The following is a 16,673-nucleotide window of genomic DNA, read 5'->3' as shown; positions in this document are numbered from 1 at the left end:
ACCAAGACCGATTCAAGAAACCTGCTCAAGTGCCCTCGAAAGTCAGGAGTATGAAAATGAAACTGGTCCACAAAATGCTCAGCCTGGTCCTGGCGGCGCTGTTCGGCATCGTCGTGCTGGTGGGCGTGAATTACCAGAAGGCGAACGACCTGTTCGAGGCCGCGAACTTCTCCACCGTGAATGTGGTGCCGAGCCTCATTGCGCTGAACACAATCAACAACGCTACCGGCGACAACGTCACGGCCGTGTGGCGCATGGCGCAAGCCAAGACGCCGGCCGAGATCGCAGAGATCGAGCAGCACACCGCCGCGAACTCGAAGAAGGCCAACGAGGCCTTTGCGCTCTATGAAAAAGACCTGGTTGCGGACGACAAGGACCGCGCCTTGCTGAAAGAAGAGATCGGCATTCGAGACTCGATACGCGCTGTGCGGACGAAGTACATCGATCTGCTCAAACAGGGCAAGCGTCCGGAGGCGATGGCTGTGCTTTCTGGCGAGCTCGCGCCGCTGTTCGACAAGTACGACAAAGCGCTCGATGCCCACATCCAGTACAACGTGGGGATTGCCAAGGACGCCGAGAAGACTGCTGTTGACGTCAAGTCCCGTTCAACGCTGGTCGCGCTTGCGACGGCTGGCGTCACGCTGTTTGTCGTTGCGCTGATCGGCTTTCTCGTGACGCGCTCGATCTTTCGGTCGCTGGGCGGCGAGCCCGACTATGCGTCGTCGGTGGTGCAACAGGTTGCCGAGGGCGATCTGACCGTCGCCATCCAGACAGCCAAAGGTGACGAGACCAGCTTGCTGGCGAGCATGAAGCGGATGGTCGAACGCCTGACCGGAACGATCTCCGAAATCAGTGAGAACGCAACGGCGCTTGCCTCAGTGTCAGAACAGATCTCGGCTTCTGCGCAGACACTTTCACAGAACGCTTCCGAGCAGGCTGCGAGCGTCGAGCAGACCAGTTCCGCGGTGGAGGAAATCACCTCCACCGTTGCGCAGAACACCGAGAACGCGCGGGTGACCGACACGATGGCCACTACCTCCGCGACCGAGGCGGGCGAGGGCGGCGCTGCCGTGAAGGAAACCGTCGCCGCGATGCGCCAGATCGCGAACAAGATCGGCATCATCGACGACATCGCTTATCAAACCAACCTGCTGGCGCTCAACGCGGCGATCGAGGCCGCCCGCGCTGGCGAGCACGGCAAGGGTTTCGCCGTCGTGGCCGCAGAAGTGCGCAAGCTCGCCGAGCGCAGCCAAGTGGCCGCGCAGGAGATCAGCGGGCTGGCTGGCAACAGCGTCGCGATGGCCGAGCGCGCCGGCGGGCTGCTCGACCAGATGGTGCCGGCCATCCGCAAGACGGCCGACCTTGTGCAGGAGATTTCGGCTGCTTCGCGCGAGCAGACGCACGGCTTGGGGCAGATCAGCTCGGCGATGAGCCAACTGGCCGAGACCACGCAGGCCAATGCCTCGGCGTCGGAAGAGCTGTCGTCGTCGTCGGAGGAGATGAGCGCTCAGGCGGTACAGCTGCAGGAGTTGGTTGGTTTCTTCAAGGTCGCCGACGCAACACATGGCCGCAGTCACGGTGCCATGCGCGCCGTACGCAAGAGCGTGGCGAAGCCCGCACCGGCCGGCACCCGCCGCTCGACGCTGGACCGGGGTGACGATCCGGTCGACGAATCGTCCTTCACCCGGTTCTGAGCGGAGGCGCTGCCATGAGCAATCTGCCTGCCACAACGGCGGCTAACCGCATCGCCCGTCAGCAGGATACGCCCAGCGGTCGTCAATTTCTGACCTTCACGCTGGGTGGCGAGATGTTTGCGATCCCGCTCGAGCACATCCGCGAGATCATCGAATTCGGCGGGCTGACCGAGATTCCGATGATGCCGGAGTTCCTGCGCGGGGTGATCAACCTGCGCGGCGCGGTGGTGCCGGTGATCGACCTCGCTGCTCGGTTTGGCCGGCCGCCCACCGCCATCGCGCGCCGCACCTGCATCGTGATTCTCGAAGTCATGCAGGAAGAGCAATTGATGCCGCTGGGCGTGATCGTCGATGCGGTCAGCGAGGTGCTGTCGGTCGAGCATAGCCAGATCGAACCGCGGCCCAGCTTCGGCGCGAAGATTCGCGCGGAGTTCATCGAAGGCATGATCAATCACCACGACAAGTTCGTCGTCGCGCTGGACATCCAGCATGTGCTGTCGGTGGACGAAATGGCGTCGCTGATCGGATTTGGTACAGCGGCGGCGCCCAGCTGAGGTCATCGATGGGTGTGATGCGGGAGCGACCCGCCGAGGCCAGCGACCAGGAGATGCGGCTGTTCCAGCAGCTCTTCTATCAGCACGTCGGTATTCACCTCGCGGAGTCGAAGAAGCCCTTGCTGTGCGGGCGGTTGGGCAACCGACTCGCCGAACTGGGCATCACCCGTTATCGCGACTATCACGACCTGATTGCGGCACCCGATGGGGTGGAGGAGCGCCAGCGCGCCATCGACCTGATCACCACCAACGAAACCTACTTCTTTCGCGAGCCGCACCACTTCGAGTTCATGCAGAAAGAGGTGGTGCCCAACGTGCCGCCCCACGGCTTCGATGTGTGGAGCGCAGCCTGCTCGACCGGCGAGGAGCCCTACACGATCGCGATGCTGCTGCAGGAACTGCGGCCGGGGGCGCCCTGGCGCGTCGTTGCATCGGATGTCAGCTCGCGGGTGCTGCGTTATGCGCGCCGCGGCTTGTACCCGATGTCGCGCGGCCAGAAGATTCCGCATACTTACCTGAAGCGCTACTGCCTCAAGGGCATCGGCGAGTATCAGGGGCACTTTCTCGTTGAACGCGCGCTGCGCGAACGAGTCGAATTCAAGCAGACCAATCTGACTGAAGTGCCCCGCCACAACGCGCGCTTCGACGTGATTTTTCTGCGCAACGTGCTGATCTATTTCGATCGCCCGACCAAACAGAAGGTACTGGCCAACGTCACCTCGCAGCTGCGGCCCGGCGGTTGGCTGTTCGTTGGCCATTCCGAATCCATGAACGGATTGCTTGAGGGGTTCGAATCCTGGGCGCCTTCGATTCACCGCAAGCCGCTGCCATGAGCCACCGCGTCTTCATCAATCCGGGTGGCGTCTACTTCGGCGAAGGCGACGAGCGCATCGAGACGCTGCTTGGGTCCTGCGTGGCGGTGACGATCTGGCATCCGGAGCGCCGCATTGGCGGCATGTGCCACTTCCTGCTGCCGCGCCGCCCGGTCGATGTGAGGCTGCGCCTTGCTGCGCCGGACGGGCGCTATGGCACCGATGCAATCCAGGCCTTGGTGGACCACGCGCGGCGACGCGGTACGCGGCTGGCGGACTACACGGTGAAGATTTTCGGCGGTGGCCGGGTGCTCGATATGGAGCCTCGCCATGGCAGTGTGGGGGACCAGAACGCGCGATTCGTGATGCAGCAGATCGAATCCCTGGGGCTGGTTGCATCGGCGGTGGATTTGACCGGCGATGGCTATCGTTACCTGCGCTTTGAATTGAGCAGCGGGGATGTCTGGGTCAAGCGCGGGCAGGGTGTGATGGGCGGGCGGCGCTCAGCGGCGCGGCCGGAAACCGGGAGATTGGGCTGATGCCTATCAACGTGATGATCGTCGATGACTCCGCGGTGGTGCGGCAGGTCATGGAAGACGTGCTCAAGCGCCACCACGACATCAAGGTGATCGCCACCGCGGCCGACCCGATCTTCGCGATGGCGAAGATGCAGCAGCAGTGGCCCGATGTGATCGTGCTCGACATCGAGATGCCGCGCATGGACGGCATCACCTTCCTGAAGAAGATCATGAGCACGCGGCCGACGCCGGTGGTGATCTGTTCGACGCTGACCGAGAAGGGCGCCGACATCACGATGGAGGCGCTCTCTGCCGGTGCACTGAGTGCGATCACCAAGCCGACGCTGGGCCTGAAGGACTTTCTGCAGGACAGCTCCGCCGATCTCGTTTCGGCGATTCGCGCTGCAGCGTGTGCACGCGTTGGCCGCCTGCGCACCGCACCGCTGCGGGCGGACCCACAACGCACGAAGGTGCCGGGTGCGCCGGCGCCAAAACTCACCGCCGATGCAGTGCTTGACGCGCCGGTCGCCAACAGCCACTTGCCGACGACCGAGAAGATCGTTGCCGTGGGTACCTCGACCGGGGGTACGCAGGCGCTGGAAGTGGTGCTCTCGGCGCTGCCGCGCAACAGCCCCGGCATCGTGGTGGTGCAGCACATGCCGGAGAAGTTCACGCAGAGCTTTGCCAAGCGACTCGATTCGCTCAGCGAGATCGATGTGAAGGAGGCGGAGCACAACGACCGCATCGTGCCCGGCCGCGCACTGATCGCACCCGGCGGCAAGCACATGGTCGTCAAGCGCAGCGGCGCGCAGTATTTCGTCGAGGTCATCGACGGCCCGCTGGTGAGTCGTCACCGCCCCTCGGTGGATGTGCTGTTCCGCTCGGTCGCCAAGGCGGCCGGGCGCAACGCCGTCGGCGTGATCATGACCGGCATGGGCGACGACGGCGCGCGCGGCATGAAGGAAATGTTCGACACCGGCGCCAAGACCTTCGCGCAAGACGAGGCCAGCTGCGTGGTGTTCGGCATGCCGAAGGAGGCGATCGAGCATGGCGGCGTGACCGAAGTGATCTCGCTGTCGCAGGTTGCGGGAGTGATCGAGCGCCATGGACGATAAACGTTATCCGCAGGTGGACTCCGTGCTCGTCGTCGACGACAGCGCGGTGCAGCGCCAGCACGCGGTGGCGCTTGCGAAGGGGCTGGGCATCGAGCTTGTGTACGAAGCCGGCAACGGCGTCGAGGCGCTCGAATTGCTTGCCCTGCTGACCGTGCCGCCGGCGCTGCTGGTAATCGATCTCGAAATGCCGGACATGGACGGCGTCGAGCTGATCCAGCAGTTGCGCGAGCGGGGCATCCAGATCCCGATCATGGTGGCATCCAGCCGTGATCTGACCTTGATCGACTCGGTCGAGGCGATGACTGCGGCACTCGGGCTCGAGATCGTTGCAGCGCTGCAGAAGCCGTTGGGCGCCGAGCAGCTGGCTGATGCGCTGGACCGCATCGGACGCGCGGGTAAGGCGATTGCCCAGGGTTCCGCGGCGATCTTCGTGCCGCTCGGCGAGTCGGAGCTGGCCGATGCGATCCGCGGTGGGCAGATCGTTCCGTACTATCAGCCCAAGGTCGATGTGCGCAGCGGGATGATCAAGGGCGTCGAAGCGCTTGCGCGTTGGCAACACCCGGAGCGCGGGATGATCGCGCCCGACACCTTCATCCCGCTGGCGGAACGCTCTGGCCTGATCCGCGAACTGACGATGAAGATGACCGAGCGCGCGCTGGCGCAGGCGGCGCAGTGGAACGCGCGCGAGCTGCGCCTGACCATGGCAATCAACCTGTCACCGCTGTCGCTCGACACTCCGGGCTTTCCGCAGGAAATGCGCTTGCTGCAGGAAGCCAGCGGCGTGCCCGCCGAGCAGATCGTCTGGGAGATCACCGAGAGTTCAGTGGTGGCCAATCTCGGCGCTGCACTGGGCACACTCGCGCGGCTGCGTTTGAAAGGTTTCGGGCTGTCGATCGACGACTACGGCACCGGCTTTTCATCGATGCAGCAGCTCGCCCGCATTCCCTTCACCGAACTGAAGATCGATCGCAGCTTCGTTCATGGCGCCAGCCGGAAGCAGCACTTGAAGGTGATCCTGCAGTCCGCGCTTGATATGTCGAACCGGCTTGGCCTGGTGTCGGTGGCCGAGGGCGTCGAGACGATGGAGGATTGGCGCCTGCTGCAAGAGTCCGGCTGCTCGGTCGCGCAGGGCTTCCTGATCGCCAGGCCGATGCCCGGCGACGAGCTCGCGGGCTGGCTCAAAGGCCACCTCACGCGCGTGCGCGAGCTGCGGCAGGAGAAACCCGCGCGGCCGGCTTAGGGCATGTGGCCGGCCCTGCGCTTCAGCCTGCCGGGGTGCTGCGCCGCGGCCAGGCCGTAAGCACTACGCCCGCGACCGCGCAGCCGAAAGCAACGAAGTGCGGCAGGCGCAGTGTTTCGCCGAGGAAGGCGACGCCGACCGCACTTGCCGCGAGTGGCAGCGCAATCGTGAACACACCGGCATGGTTGGCCGGCACGCCGCGCAGGCCGCTCATCCACAACCACACCGAGAACACGCTCGCACCAAGCGCGTAGAACACCAGCAGTACCCACATGCCGGGGGCGACGCCGGCGAAATCGAAGCCGATCGCCTGCCACAGCCCGAACGGCGTCATCAGCAGCAGGCCGACGAGGTTGATCAGCGCCGAGACGCGCAGCGGCGGCAGGTGGGCCGAGACGCGCTTGCCAATCACCACATAGGCGGCCTCGCAGGCCACGGCGCCGATCAGCAGCAGGTTGCCCACCAGTGAGCTTTGGCCTGCCTCGCCTTTCGACAGCCCCAGCGTCGCGATGCCGACGACCGCGAGCAGCACCGCGACGAGGTTCCGCGGCGCGAGGCGTTCGCCAAGGATCACCCGCGACTGCAGCGCGACCATCGCGGGCAGCGTCGCGAGGATCACGCCGGCCGCAGTGGCCGAAGTTTGCGATACGCCGTACAGCATGCAGATCGAGAACAGAAAGTTGCCGAAGAAGCTTTGCAGGAACAGCGCGCGCCAGGTCGCCCCACTGATGCGTTCGTCGCGGCGCGGCAGCGTTTGGCGCAGCATTGCGAGCCCGCCGATGCCAAAGCGCAACCACGCGAGCAGAAACACCGGCAGCGCAGCCACGAGCGGCTTCGACAGCGCGACGTAGCTGCCAACGACGGCCATCGAGGCGAACAACAGGGCGTAACTGCGGAGCGGACGGGCGGACATCAGGCGTGGGTCAATGGATTCGGCCCGCAGCGCGGGCGCGCGTGGCGTGCGGCCCGTTACGGGCCGTCGTCACGCAGTGGCGGGTAGGTCAGTGCAGCTTTTCCGGCGAGCCGCAGCACTTCTTGAATTTCTTGCCACTCCCGCAAGGGCAGATGTCGTTGCGGCCCGGCAGTTCCGGCGCGCGCATCGGCACCCGCGGCGCGGTGACCACGCGCAGATAGCGGCGCCAGAAGGCATAGAGGTACTGCAGACCGGCGACGAGCGGGCTGAGGATCTCGTCGCGCTCATCGTCGGAGAGCGGATGTCCGGCGGATTTCTCGCCCGAGTCCATCGCCGCGATCAGGTTCAGCAGCGTGACGCAGTCTTCGTCCTCTTCGAGCGCATCCCAGTGTGCGTCGTCCATCCACTCCAGGCCATCGCGGAAACCGCGCGCCCAGCCTTCGGCGAGCGGATGGCCGCTCTCTTCCGGGTCATCGAGCAGCGGGAAGTACATCGACTCCGAACCTTCTTCCGCGCTGACGCCGGACCAATCCTCGCGGAAGCCGGTGGCTACGGTGTTCCAGTGCCGCATCAGCAGCTCGATCGTCTGGCGCGCCTGCGCGTCGGATTCCCACTCGGGCTTCTCGGCGCCCAGCACTGCGGGCACCCATTCTGCGGGTGATACGACCTCGGGGCCGACCACCAGCGCACAGAACAGGCCGTCCATCTCTTCGAGCGACAGCGAGTCCGGGAACTGGCTCAGCAAATCATCCAGCGTGTCGAGTTCGTCGTCGTCGAGCGGGCGGTGGATTTCGATTTCTGCGTTCATGATGCGTCCTGCATGTAAGGCCTGCGACGCCCGTCGCGGCGTGGATCAGACTTTGGAGAGCAGCTTCAATGCTGCACGGATGCCATCGGAGACGCCGATGTCGGCCGGCAACTGTTTCATCGCCGCCTGCGCTTCCTTGTCGTTGTAGCCGAGCGCCAGCAGCGCGTTGGCGATGTCGCCCTGGGCGCCGGCGGCCGCAGTTGCCGCATGGGCGTGCGCGGCGGGCAGGGCCTTGGGCAGTTTGTCGCGCAGTTCGAGCAGCAAGCGCTCGGCGGTCTTTTTTCCGATGCCGGGCACCTTGGTCAGGCGGCCGGGCTCCTGGGAGGCCACCACCTGCGCAAGCTCGGTCACCGACAGCCCCGACAGCACCGCAAGTGCGGTTCGTGCGCCGATGCCGGAGATCTTAAGCAACTGGCGGAAGGCCACGCGTTCATCTTCCGACCCGAAGCCGTACAGGAAGTGCCCGTCCTCGCGCACGGCCATGTGCGTGTGCAGGGTAACCGGCTGTCCGGTGGCGGGCAGGTTGTAGAAGGTGCTCATCGGCACCTCCAGTTCATAGCCGACCCCACCCACATCCAGCAGGATCTGTGGCGGGTTCTTTTCGGCGAGGGTGCCGCGCAGGCGTCCGATCATGTTCGAGCACATCAAGTAAAGCGGAGATTGTACGGGTAGCGGCGCGAATCGCGGTGGCAGGGCCGGATTTGCTGGTCTAGGCTTGTTTTGCGGCCCAAAAGAAGAAGCTACGGGCCGGCAACCATCAACGCATCAAGGGAGGTTCGGAGATGAAACAGCTTTCGATGGCCGTGGTGACCGCAGTTGCACTGTCGCTCGGGCTCGCCGCATGCGGTGGCAGTCAGTACATCCTGAGCACCAAGGAAGGCCGCATGCTGGTATCTGACGGCAAGCCTCAACTCGATGAGAAGAGCGGCATGTACAAGCTGAAGGATGCCGACGGCAAGGCGACCATGATTCCGAAGGACGACATCGTCCAGATCATGGAACGCTGAGCGTCTTCTCTGCTCAGAAACAAACAGGCCGCCCGCGGGCGGCCTGTTTCATTCCAGCGGGCAGGCGAGAAATTCGGGCAGCGCCTCGGCACGGGCGGAATGGGCCGCCATGCGTGGGAAGGTTGCCGCGTCAAGCTTGCCGGGCAGCACGAAGTGGGTGAAACGCCATGCGACGGCGCACGCCACGTCGGTGGAGTCCATGTGGTCGCCGCCGAACCAGCCCTCGGCCGGCAAGGCCACTTCCAGCAGCTCGAACGCGCGCTGCAACTGCTGGCTGATGCGGGTGATCCAGTCGTCCCAGCGCTTGGTTTCAGGCCGCAGCGCGATCTCGTAGTACCACTGCACCGCCTTTTCCATTGCAACGAGCGCGACGCCCACACGGTACAGCGCTTGCTGCCGTGCCGGGCCCTCGGCGGGTGTCAGGCGGCGTGTCGCGTCGGCATGGGCCTCGACATGGTCGAGGATCAGCGTGCTGTCCATCAGGATGCCGCCGTCGTCGCAAATCAGCGTCGGCGCCTTGATCAAGGGGTTGATCGCCGAGAAGCGATCCATGTGCCGGAACACCGATACCGATTCGTGTTCGAGGGCAACGCCCATCAGCCTGGCCGAAATGGCCACGCGGCGCACATAGGGCGAGTCGAGCATGCCGATCAGCTTCATCGTGTGTCTTCCTTCGTTGTGCTGGTCGAGGCGGCCGGGCGGCGCGCGCAGTCCTCCGCGGTTTGCCGCAGCTTTTGCATCACCGCGCGTGCCTCGTCGGCCGATTTCACCGGAATCTTCGCGTCGTAGCCACTGCCGAGGTTGCCGCCGCCGTAAGTGATCTGCACCGCATCGGCGCGCGCTTCGACGTATTGCACGATCCCCAGGTTCACCCAGCGCTGGTTGCCGTTCTCCGGCGGCAGCGCAAACAGGCAAAACGCGGTGGATCCGACCGGGCCGTTCGACGTAGCGGGCGCGGCGGTGTTGGGCGTCTGCGGTTGGGCCAGCGCGGAATATGCGCCCAGCAGTAGCGGAAGACAAAGCAGTTTCACGCGAGCTCCTCGATGACGGCAAAGAGGGACGGCACGATGCGCGCCCCGGCGGCGATCACATCGGCATCTGGGGCCAGCAGGTCGGGCACCATGCGAACTTGCATACCAGCGGCCAACGCGGCGCGCGCACCGGCGTTGGAGTCTTCCAGTGCGAGACAGTTCGCCGGCGCAATTCCGAGCCGCGCTGCCGCGGCGAGAAAGATGTCCGGCGCGGGCTTGCCCTGCGGCACCTGGTCGCCGCCGATCACGGCATGCATCCGCGCTGCCAGGCCTACCCGTTCAAGCTTGAACTGCGCGCGCGCGTGGCTCGTCGAAGTGGCAACGGCGCGCGGCAGCGCCAGCCGATCCAGTAGATCGAGCAATTCGGTCACGCCCGGCTTGAGCGGGATCGCGCCCGCAGCAATCAAGGCCTCGTAGCGCCGCGCGAATTCGGCCGCATGGGCGTCGACATGACGCGAGTCGCCGAACAGGCCTTCGAGAAGCAGCGCGTTGTCGCGTGCGTTGCGCCCGATCATCGCGAGGGCTGTTTCCTCGCGCCAGGGCAGGCCCAGCGCCTCGCACGCTTCCCGCCCGCAGGCGTAGGACACGCGCTCGCTATCGAGCAGCAGGCCATCCATATCGAAAATGACGGCTTCAATTCTCATCGCCAGTGTCGTCCGATCAAAAGCAGGGCGCCCGCCATCAGCAGGCCGTGCAGGTGCGCCGCCAGCAGCGTGCTGCGAATCGCAGGGCGCAGCGCAGCGGGCTCGCTCGCATGGGCGACCAGTTCGCGTGATGCAGCTGTTGCCACCGGCAGCATCGCGAGCGAAATGCCGCAGAGTTGGGGCAGATTCTGACGACCGATCATCAGCACAACCCAGATCAGCGCGGCCATGAAGAGTCCGAAAAGCCCCCACTTCGCGGCCTCCGGACCGAGCCGGACCACCAGCGTACGCTTGCCGGCCTGCGCATCGGCGGCGCGGTCCGGGAACTGGTTGATGAACAGAATTGCCGCCGCCATCAACGCGAGGGGCAAACCGGTAACTACGGGCTGGAGGCTCAGCGCGCGGCGTTGCACGGCGTCGCATCCGACAATGATCAGCAGCCAGCACGCCACGATTGCCCACTCACCGAGGCCGCGCGCCTGCAGCTTCAAGGGCGGGGCGGAATAGGCCCAGGCGAGCGCCAACCCGAGGCCGCCGAGCGCCAGCAGGGGCAGGCCCGCGACGGATACGATCCAGGCGCCGATCGCGGCCGCAGCGGAGAGCAGCACAAGCGCAAGCCGGCGCGTTTGCTCGGGCGTCAGGCGGCCGTCCTGAATGAAGCGGCTGCCCCCGGTGTAGGGCGCTACGCGTTCGGTATTGGCAGCGTCGCAGCCGTTCAGGTGGTCGTGATAATCGTTCAGCACGTTTGCGCCGGCGTGCGCGAGCAATGCCACCGCAAGGCTCGCCAACGCGAGCCCGGCGTGGATCGGAATGCCCTGTGATACCGGCGTAGCCAGCCCGACCAGCACTGCAACCAGCGTGATGCTGAGGAAGGCCGGGCGGGTGGCGAGCAGCAGCGTGCCGATCACAGCAGGACGATGTCGAATTGTTCTGGTTGTCGAAAATACATTTATAAAAAACGGGGTCTTGGCGGTGTTTTTCGTGCTGCTTTCTGGTTCTGGCTACCCGTCCGGCTACCCGCGGGCGGCGCCCTAGGAAGACCTCGTTCGTAGTTGGTAAGCCAAGTTTATCCGATCCCGCTCCCAAGTCTTGTTCGTGGGTCATCGAATCCGTCGTACTCCTTTCAGGCAGTTTGGACGGTAGAGAGCGTAAATGGTCTCGAATGTCAAGGCATGAATTTCGGTGCGTTTCTCTGCATTGGCCCGGCGGTCCTGAACGCAGATCCTAGCGGCACGCCGGCAGTCATCAGAAAGCGCCAAGACGAGGATCGTCGTGAGCTGGATGCCTGCAAGTGACTGAGTCCCACAACTGAGGAGAAACACATGACTTTGGAATGTATTGACGCCGCTAACTTCGACACACTCCCTAACGCAGCTCATGTCGACGTGAACGTCGTGGCAGCTTTGTTTGGCTGCAAGGTGCCGACGATCTGGGCTCGGCTTAGAAGGCGCCAGCTGCCGAAGCCTCGAAAATTCGGCGCGCACACAAGGTGGAATGTGGGAGAGCTGCGCGCACTGCTGCGTGCTGAGGAAGTGCGAGGTGACAAATGAAGGTTTACGTTGATTTTCCTGTTTGGGCGTTGTCACCCGCGATTCTCGCCGCCGTAGAGGATGCGATCGCAAAAATGTCCGCGTCAGGCGCCATGGATGATCCTTCGATAGGAGATGCTCGCCGGCCTCTGACCAGCGAAGAGAGCTTGGCTTTCACTGCAGGGGTGTCGCTGATTTATTCGGACGATGACGGTGCGGCATGAGGCAAATCGTGGGCAAGTACAGTCGAAGTCCTTTCGTGGCTCAGCCTTGCCGCTTCGATAGAGCTCAAGTGCTGCCAGGGAAGCTGACCACGGAGCAAACGAAATCAATGTCTGGCGCGTTCGATGCTTGGAGGGCAAATGCTGAATAGCGAAAAATTGCTTTGGGCGCTGGGGCCTGACCTCAGTGCCGTTGTGCTGGAAGTCCACCGCGAGACGGGCGTCTCCATCGAAGCGATCCTTACCGCCCTGATCGCGGTGCTCGGCCTGGTCTGTCAAGGTCGTTTGCGCATGCGACTCCGCAAGGGCCTCATCTCGCCAGTCGCCCTGTGGTTCATCGTCAAACAAGATTCGGGGGAACTTAAGACCGCTGTAATTAAGAAGCTCTTGCAAGGCGTAACGAGATTCGAGGCCGAGCAGGCCGTTCGCTTCACACAACAACTTGAACGCCACAATGCGGAACTTCGGATCTGGACCGCAACCGAGAAAGGCCTCCTGAAGGCGATCCAGAAGAAAGCGGCCGCGCTGGAATCGACTGAAGAGGAAAGCGCCGCGCTGCTGGCACACCAAGCCAAAAAGCCTCAACGCCCAAAACGGTTCAAGCTGGTGCACGAGCGCGTCAGCGTTACTGCACTGCACAAGAACCTCGCCGAATGCTTTCCGACGACGAGTCTCTTGTCCGACGAAGCCGAACGCGTGTTTAGGGGGCAAGCGATGTCCGACATGGGCACCCTAAACAAAGCGTACGACGGTTCCGATCTGATTTCGGATCGTAGCTCTGATGGGGAAACCGTCGCTCGCGACCCGAGCCTGACGCTACTCCTGATGACCCAGATCGGCGTGTTTGACAGCTTTCTCGCAATGAAAGGCGAGCATGCGCGAAGCGTGGGACTTCTCGCGCGGTGCTACATAGTTACACCGCCATCCTCATCGGGCTATCGAATGATTACGCACTCGTCGACCGCGTCCGACGAAGTCATGGAGAAATTCTACGACCGATGCAAGGAGATTCTCGAAAGCCAGATCGGGGACGATCTGTCCGAACTCAAGGAGAAGGTGGAGCTCTACTTCTCGCCAGAAGCCCAAGCCGTCTGGGAAGCGACGCACGACAACATCCAATTGTGCATGCGTCCTGGAGGCTACTTCCAGAATGATAAGGATTTCGCCGCGAAGGAAGCCAATCGAATTGGTCGCCTCAGCGCTCTGCTGGCCTTCTTCGAGGGCTGTGAGGGCGAAATCTCACGTCATGTGCTTGATCGTGCGACTGCACTCGCCGAATGGTTCTCGGGTCAGTTCGTTTCGCATTTCGCAAAACCGCCGGCGATTCCACAGGAGCAAGTTGACTTTAACACCTTGCTGGTTTGGCTCGCTGATTACGTTCGGAAGACGGGCCTTTTCCTGATTAAGAAGAACGAGCTTCGGCAAGGAGGGCCGAATTCGTTGCGAAACATCGTTCGGCTCAACACAACGTTGCTAGCGCTTTGGCAGGCAGGCATCGCATGCGAGGGGAAAATCCCGAACGACAAAGCGTGGTACGTGATCTTGAACGGCAACTACTTCACGCCCGCACAGGTGCAGTTGTTGTGCAGCCAGCCAGCTTTTTAGGCAATACAGCCCTAAAACCCCTGCTATTTCCTGCCAATGGCAGGAAATAGCAGGCTTTCAACCGTGCCACGCGCAAATTCGGCGGTCAGCACCGCCCAAGTTACGAGCCTTATCGCGGGCAACCGCCGCGTTGCTCGCGGATCACCACAGCCCAAACCCCATCATGCATCGAAGCGAGGTTCTTGGTGCCGAGATGCCATTGCAATGCCCAGTCGCCTCACCCTGACATCCGACGGTTGAACCAGCATATACGGCCCCGCCAGCGCTGGATGGTCTCAAGCAAGCATCCGGAGCTACTGCCTCGACGCCTGCGTATACCGCGGGCCCAACACATTACGTCGCAAAGGAGGATCTTTTCGCTATCGGACCCCATATAAGTATGAGGTAGCGAAGTTCACAAGATCGTTCGAGTCGCGGAACCATCAAACTCCATCCTGCGCGTATTCACGGACAATTTATTCCATGACTATTTAGGCGCGTTAGTTATATTAGATTAATTATTGGTATTATTAGATTAAGGAATAGTTATCTCTACCATATTGAACCTTATCCACCCTACGCAATTCATCCATCCACTCATTCACATTCATGCACCACTTGCCATTATCAACTTCATGCTAAAGACCTACTTGGATTCATCATGACTACCGATACCGAACTTCAAGCAGACAAACACCAAAACGTACCATTAGCCAGCTCACAAGCAACACTGATCGACTACGAGTTACTTCGTCAGCCATTGTGGGATATTCATGAATTCGTTGATCACGTACTCTCTCACGACCATCCTGGCTTTGAATGCACCGTAAACAAACACGGTGAGCGTTGCATCAAGCCCATGGCATTAGGCAAAAGGTACTACCACCAGATCAACAGTCTGATTGCTCGAATTCCAATGCCCTGTCAGGCACCTGGGCTAGTCGGCCTCTTCATCGACTGCTGCGTTGAACTGCAGCTGTTCTTCAATCCGTTTGGGAAGCCTGGTGACTACCATCGACCAGGCATGAACGGTGCGGAGCTCTTCAATTCCTTGCTGGAACTGATTCGCAAGAGAGCTAAGAAGGACAAGCGCTGTCGTAAGCTGCTGCGTATCGCTGGCGATTACGATCTCCTTCAGATGAAGAGCATCATTCAGTACATCAACGCCCTCTTCCGCCTGTACTCGAAGCTGCTGGTGGTTCGCGTGGATCTAGGCTATCTCGCCGAGGAAGCAGACCGAATTACGTTTGAAAAGGCTAACGACGACATTACCCGCTTCGTGAATCGTCGGCATTGGTATCCGGAATTCAAGAATTGGGTAGGATTTGTTATTGGCAGGGAATATGGATCAGGATTAGACAACGGCGGGAAAGGTCGTGGTTACCATTTTCATTCCTACGTCTTCTTCGACGGTCAGAAGGAAAAGAACGATGATCGCCTAGCTAAAGCGCTCATTTCGTACTGGGATACACGGATCGTGAATCGCCGTAATACGCCTGACGATCAACGCATCCAGACATGGACCCACAACTGCCATCAACGTCACGACCAGTATGCCTATTCTGGAATCGGGAGGATTGCACACTCAGACGAGGCCAAACGCACTAACCTGCTGTATGCGTTGCTGTACCTGACAAAGAACAGCCAAGAACTGGGAGATGCAGCACCACCCAAGAGCAAGACCATTTCTATGGGTCAGATACTGGAAATTCCGTATGAACCTAGAGGACGCAAACGGCAGCTCATGGTTGGTCGAGACGTCGTAGCAGTACCGAGAATTCCAACAACGGAGGTGTCTCAGGGTCGTTACCCCAAAGCGGGAGCCTGACCGTAGTTCGGCCGATGCGGTCAATCGCGCGCGCAATCGATCCCGTCTGCTAACTGCGTATAGCGGTCGGAGTGTGTGCGCCTTCAAGAAGCAGTACTGACGACATTGCTTACTTAGAAGCAGCCTCCTGATGCGAGTATTCTCGAGCAGGAAAGATCAACACACTCGGGTCAAGTTTCGATGGAAATTACTGCGCCACCTGGGTCAATTCTGGATGGCCGTCAAGAGCTGACTATTTCCTTCGAGAGTTTTCCCCCGATGTACGCAATTACAATCTTGTGCGCAGCCTCATCCACTCGAAAATGGACTCTACCTGCAAACGCTCCCGTAAATCTTGTGTGCCACGAAAAGCACTCTTTCTTGCCGGTAACGTCGTCGTGGACCCAGCACAATTTTTGACGTTGCTCACCCTCATTGCTGTCCTTGGTCGAGAAGTCTGGCCAAGCGCAATCTGGCTTCCAATTGGCAACGTCTTGCGTCAAAGAATCAAGTGCGCCGAGCGCCTGACGATAGGCGGCGCCGCTGCCTTGAAGCTTCACAAGGTCGTTCTCCACACGGGGAAGAAAACGCAGCCCTGGGTATCTATCTAATCGCTCTTTCCAGACTTCCGATGCAGTCGGGTCCTCCGCAAGGCCTAGCCATTTTAGCCAGTCGACATGATCGGTAACATGCGCTACTTGGCTGGCGTTTCTGACACGGCATTGAGATTGCGTGAGTGTGCCGTCGTCTTCTAAAAGGACAAATTCGGAGTCAATCCACGACAGTGACCAGTCCGGGTGTGCGCTTACGCTAACTGTAGCGGTCTCAACAAGTGCGGCCCACGCAAGGGCGTTGGAGCGCACCCGATGGACTTGTGTGCGAAACTCGATGCTGTCGATCTCCTGCCGCAGGCACTCTTCCATGCCTGCAGCAAACGGCGAGCGATTGCTGAGTTGACGTATGAAATCCCATTCCTCTCGACGGGCGTTCCCTGTCAGTATCGATTGAAGAGTCCAATCATCTGCAATCTGATATTGCGCGATTGGGACGGCGGTGCTGAGCGCGAACCGCTTGTTGATATGACGCAATGCCTTGAGGGTAGCCAGCAGAGTTGTCGTTAACTGCTCCGCCATGTCACGGGAACAAATTCCCACGTGCCGAGATGCGTCATCTAAAAACAATACCGGCGTAGTCAT

The 16,673-nt window shown here is 61.5% G+C and carries 18 protein-coding genes; 10 read left to right on the top strand and 8 right to left on the bottom strand.

The annotated features are described in order from the left end of the window. The first annotated feature begins 56 nt into the window (after window positions 1–56). From JY500_RS18170 to JY500_RS18145, 6 genes are read left to right on the top strand one after another with little or no spacing between them, the layout of a single operon-like run. The gene (locus tag JY500_RS18170) at window positions 57–1,694 is read left to right on the top strand and encodes a methyl-accepting chemotaxis protein (RefSeq protein WP_246479682.1); all 1,638 of its coding nucleotides are present in this window, start codon (window positions 57–59) and stop codon (window positions 1,692–1,694) included. A gap of 14 nt (window positions 1,695–1,708) precedes the next feature. Further along, window positions 1,709–2,248, top strand: coding sequence for a chemotaxis protein CheW (locus JY500_RS18165; protein ID WP_206254071.1), 540 nt, complete (start codon window positions 1,709–1,711; stop codon window positions 2,246–2,248). 8 nt (window positions 2,249–2,256) lie between these two features. Next, window positions 2,257–3,081 (top strand): CheR family methyltransferase, encoded by an 825-nt coding sequence (locus JY500_RS18160; RefSeq protein ID WP_206254070.1) that lies wholly within the window; start codon window positions 2,257–2,259, stop codon window positions 3,079–3,081. Beyond that, window positions 3,078–3,599, top strand: coding sequence for a chemotaxis protein CheD (locus JY500_RS18155; protein WP_172203254.1), 522 nt, complete (start codon window positions 3,078–3,080; stop codon window positions 3,597–3,599). The genes JY500_RS18160 and JY500_RS18155 overlap by 4 nt, the downstream gene beginning before the upstream one ends. Then, the gene (locus JY500_RS18150) at window positions 3,599–4,693 is read left to right on the top strand and encodes a protein-glutamate methylesterase/protein-glutamine glutaminase (RefSeq protein ID WP_172203253.1); all 1,095 of its coding nucleotides are present in this window, start codon (window positions 3,599–3,601) and stop codon (window positions 4,691–4,693) included. Before JY500_RS18155 ends, JY500_RS18150 begins: the two co-directional genes overlap by 1 nt. Further along, window positions 4,683–5,933 carry an EAL domain-containing response regulator gene (locus tag JY500_RS18145; RefSeq protein ID WP_206254069.1) on the top strand — a complete coding sequence of 417 codons (1,251 nt, stop codon included), beginning with the start codon at window positions 4,683–4,685 and terminating at the stop codon, window positions 5,931–5,933. The genes JY500_RS18150 and JY500_RS18145 overlap by 11 nt, the downstream gene beginning before the upstream one ends. 22 nt (window positions 5,934–5,955) lie before the next feature. Here JY500_RS18145 and JY500_RS18140 read toward each other — a convergent pair whose 3' ends face one another. From JY500_RS18140 to ruvA, 3 genes are all read right to left on the bottom strand, one after another. Further along, window positions 5,956–6,846: a DMT family transporter gene (locus tag JY500_RS18140; protein ID WP_206254068.1), complete on the bottom strand. Its 891-nt coding sequence runs from the start codon at window positions 6,844–6,846 to the stop codon at window positions 5,956–5,958. Between the two features lie 88 nt (window positions 6,847–6,934). Beyond that, a complete protein-coding gene (locus tag JY500_RS18135; protein ID WP_172203478.1) occupies window positions 6,935–7,654 on the bottom strand; it encodes a UPF0149 family protein in 720 nt (239 codons plus the stop codon). A 45-nt stretch (window positions 7,655–7,699) separates the two neighbouring features. After that, entirely contained in the window at window positions 7,700–8,287 is a 588-nt protein-coding gene (ruvA, locus tag JY500_RS18130; protein WP_206254067.1) for a Holliday junction branch migration protein RuvA, read from the bottom strand. 149 nt (window positions 8,288–8,436) lie between these two features. On the opposite strand from ruvA, the gene JY500_RS18125 reads away from it, so the two are divergent. Then, window positions 8,437–8,661, top strand: coding sequence for a YgdI/YgdR family lipoprotein (locus JY500_RS18125; protein ID WP_172203249.1), 225 nt, complete (start codon window positions 8,437–8,439; stop codon window positions 8,659–8,661). Window positions 8,662–8,709: 48 nt separating this feature from the next. On the opposite strand, the gene JY500_RS18120 is transcribed toward JY500_RS18125, so the two are convergent. From JY500_RS18120 to JY500_RS18105, 4 genes are read right to left on the bottom strand one after another with little or no spacing between them, the layout of a single operon-like run. Further along, window positions 8,710–9,321, bottom strand: a complete 612-nt coding sequence (locus tag JY500_RS18120) for a glutathione S-transferase family protein (RefSeq protein ID WP_206254066.1) — start codon at window positions 9,319–9,321, stop codon at window positions 8,710–8,712. Continuing rightward, window positions 9,318–9,692, bottom strand: a complete 375-nt coding sequence (locus tag JY500_RS18115; RefSeq protein WP_172203247.1) for a hypothetical protein — start codon at window positions 9,690–9,692, stop codon at window positions 9,318–9,320. The genes JY500_RS18120 and JY500_RS18115 overlap by 4 nt, the downstream gene beginning before the upstream one ends. Beyond that, window positions 9,689–10,336 (bottom strand): HAD family hydrolase, encoded by a 648-nt coding sequence (locus JY500_RS18110; protein ID WP_206254065.1) that lies wholly within the window; start codon window positions 10,334–10,336, stop codon window positions 9,689–9,691. Before JY500_RS18110 ends, JY500_RS18115 begins: the two co-directional genes overlap by 4 nt. Next, window positions 10,333–11,244, bottom strand: a complete 912-nt coding sequence (locus JY500_RS18105; RefSeq protein WP_246479681.1) for a prenyltransferase — start codon at window positions 11,242–11,244, stop codon at window positions 10,333–10,335. Before JY500_RS18105 ends, JY500_RS18110 begins: the two co-directional genes overlap by 4 nt. A gap of 638 nt (window positions 11,245–11,882) precedes the next feature. On the opposite strand from JY500_RS18105, the gene JY500_RS18100 reads away from it, so the two are divergent. The 3 genes from JY500_RS18100 (at window position 11,883) to JY500_RS18090 (ending at window position 15,498) form a co-directional block, all read left to right on the top strand. Next, window positions 11,883–12,089, top strand: a complete 207-nt coding sequence (locus JY500_RS18100; RefSeq protein WP_206254064.1) for a hypothetical protein — start codon at window positions 11,883–11,885, stop codon at window positions 12,087–12,089. A 138-nt stretch (window positions 12,090–12,227) separates the two neighbouring features. Beyond that, complete coding sequence (locus JY500_RS18095; protein WP_206254063.1) at window positions 12,228–13,691, top strand: YfjI family protein; 1,464 nt, start codon at window positions 12,228–12,230, stop codon at window positions 13,689–13,691. Between the two features lie 640 nt (window positions 13,692–14,331). Then, the gene (locus JY500_RS18090; protein ID WP_206254062.1) at window positions 14,332–15,498 is read left to right on the top strand and encodes a YagK/YfjJ domain-containing protein; all 1,167 of its coding nucleotides are present in this window, start codon (window positions 14,332–14,334) and stop codon (window positions 15,496–15,498) included. A gap of 221 nt (window positions 15,499–15,719) precedes the next feature. On the opposite strand, the gene JY500_RS18085 is transcribed toward JY500_RS18090, so the two are convergent. Continuing rightward, window positions 15,720–16,673, bottom strand: coding sequence for a hypothetical protein (locus tag JY500_RS18085; RefSeq protein ID WP_206254061.1), 954 nt, complete (start codon window positions 16,671–16,673; stop codon window positions 15,720–15,722).

This window comes from Niveibacterium microcysteis, assembly GCF_017161445.1.
In the GTDB taxonomy this organism is placed as follows: Bacteria; Pseudomonadota; Gammaproteobacteria; order Burkholderiales; family Rhodocyclaceae; genus Niveibacterium; species Niveibacterium microcysteis.
This window is presented reverse-complemented; position numbering and strand designations above follow the sequence as displayed.